Here is a 2,168-nt window from a genome sequence, read left to right as displayed (position 1 = left end):
GCCTTTACCCGGTCTCCACCCTCCTCCTGCATCCCGACTCCCTGCGCGGCAGGGCGAGAACGGTCCTGGAGGTCCACCCCAACGCACCCGGCTGGGACCACGACCGGCTGTGGCAGGCCGCCGCCGCTGCCCTGGAACCGTCGGCGGCCGAACCGGACCTCGAACTCCGCCCGGTGCCAGACCAGTTGGGATCCTCGGGATCCTCGGGCGCCGAGACTGGCCTGATGATCGCCGCCGCCGACGGTGCGGACATCGGCACGGTCCTGGTCAGCCGGGAGATCGCCCCGCTCGCCGAGGCCGCGCTGGACGCCGCCCGTCGCGCCGGACTGCACGTCGTGGTGGCCGACGACGGCACGCTCGGCGACTTCGGTGCTCTCGCCGATGAACTAGTCGGCGCTGAGCGGCCGTTGATCGATGTCGTGCGTCAACTCCAGCGCAACGGACGGGTCGTGCTCACGGTGGCGCGCGTTCCGGCCGGCGATGATTCCGAGTTGACGGACAGCGCCCGGGAACTGCTCGCCGGACTGCTGCGCAGCGACCTCGCGGTCGCGGTCACCGACGACGACAGCGCGGTGGTGTGGGGCGCGGACATCCTCCTGCTGAACGGTCTCGAATCCGCCTGGCGGCTGCTGGCCGCGATTCCCGCCGCGCGCACCGTCGCCCGGCACTCCAGGACCTTGGCCGAGGCGAGTGCCGCGCTGTCCGGGCTCCTGGTCGTGACCCGGGGCCGACGGCCACACGGCACCCTCCCGGTCGGCATCCGCCTCTCGCCCGTCAACGCCGCGACCGCTGCGGCCCTCGTCTCGGGCTGGCGGGCCGCCCTGCGCGTCAGCACCCGCAGCGCCCCCCACCCGCCGCCGCGCGTCCCCTGGCACGCCCTCGCGCCCCGGGAGGCACTGGCCCGGCTCAAGGCCGTCCGCCGCCCGGCACGCCCCGAGGGCCTGCGGGTCCTGTCGGGCGCCGTCCGGCGGGTGCAGGGGCTGCCGGCGTTCGCCCCGGCGCGTCTGACGGGCCGCCTGATCGGCGCGATGCGCTCCGAGCTCGACGATCCGCTGACACCGGTCCTGCTGGTCGGGGCGACCGCCTCCGCCCTGTTGGGCTCGACCGTGGACGCGCTGCTGGTCACCGGAGCTCTGGCGATGAACGCGCTGATCGGCGCGGTGCAGCGGATGTTCGCCGAACAGGCGCTCTCCGCACTCGAAGTGACTCAACATCAGAAAATCAAGGTGGTCGACGGGAGCCGGTCCCGCAGGGTCAAGTCCTCTGATCTGGCCCCCGGTCAGGTGATCGAGCTGAACACCGGCGATGTGGTGCCCGCCGACGCCCGGCTGCTTGACGTCGACGACCTGGAGGTCGACGAGTCCTCGCTGACCGGCGAGTCCCTCCCCATCGCGAAGCAGGTGGACGCGACCCCGGATACAGCCGTCGCCGACCGCCGCTGCATGGTTTTCGAGGGCACCACCGTCGTGGCCGGCCACGCCCGGGCCGCCGTCGTCGGCACCGGGGACGACACCGAGGCCGGACGGGCCGCGCACCTCGCCGTCCGCACCCCGCCGGCGGCCGGCGTCCAGGCCCGGCTGCGCGAACTGACCAACCGCAGCCTGCCGTTCACCCTGCTCGGCGGAGCCGCCGTCGCGGGCCTGGCCGTGCTGCGCGGGCGCCCGGTGCGCCAGGCCGTCCGGGGCGGGCTCGCGGTCGCGGTGGCCGCCGTGCCGGAGGGCCTGCCGCTGGTGGCGACGGTCGCCCAGCTGGCCGCGGCCCGCCGGCTCAGCCGGCACGGCGTCCTGGTCCGCACCCCGCGCGCCCTGGAGGCGCTCGGCCGGATGGACACGGTTTGCTTCGACAAGACCGGCACCCTGACCGAGAACCGCCTGCGGGTGACCCGCGTCGGCACGACCGACGGCGCCCTGCACCCCGCCGACGACCCAGCCGCGACGCCCGTCCTGCGGATGGCGGCCCGGGCCTGCCCGCCCGCCGACGACACGGCCGTCCACGCCCACTCCACCGACGAGGCGATCCTCGCCGCTGCGCCGGACGAGCTCGGCTGGACGCCCGACCAGGCGCTGCCGTTCGAGGCCAGCCGCGGTTACGCCGCCGCGACCGGGGCCGACGAGGAGGGCCGCGAACTGCTCGTGGTGAAGGGCGCACCCGAGAGCGTCCTGCCGGCC

The 2,168-nt window shown here is 75.1% G+C and carries 1 protein-coding gene; it reads left to right on the top strand.

Features of this window, described 5'->3' with window-relative positions:
• Positions 1-2,168, top strand: a 2,168-nt coding sequence (locus tag ACFQ87_RS45450; RefSeq protein ID WP_380616919.1) for an HAD-IC family P-type ATPase, incomplete at both ends; no start/stop codon positions are given.

Origin of the sequence: Kitasatospora sp. NPDC056531, assembly GCF_042794375.1 — a bacterium.
In the GTDB taxonomy this organism is placed as follows: Bacteria; Actinomycetota; Actinomycetes; order Streptomycetales; family Streptomycetaceae; genus Kitasatospora.
Note: the sequence above shows the minus strand (reverse complement) of the source record. Positions and strands in the feature narration are given on the sequence as shown.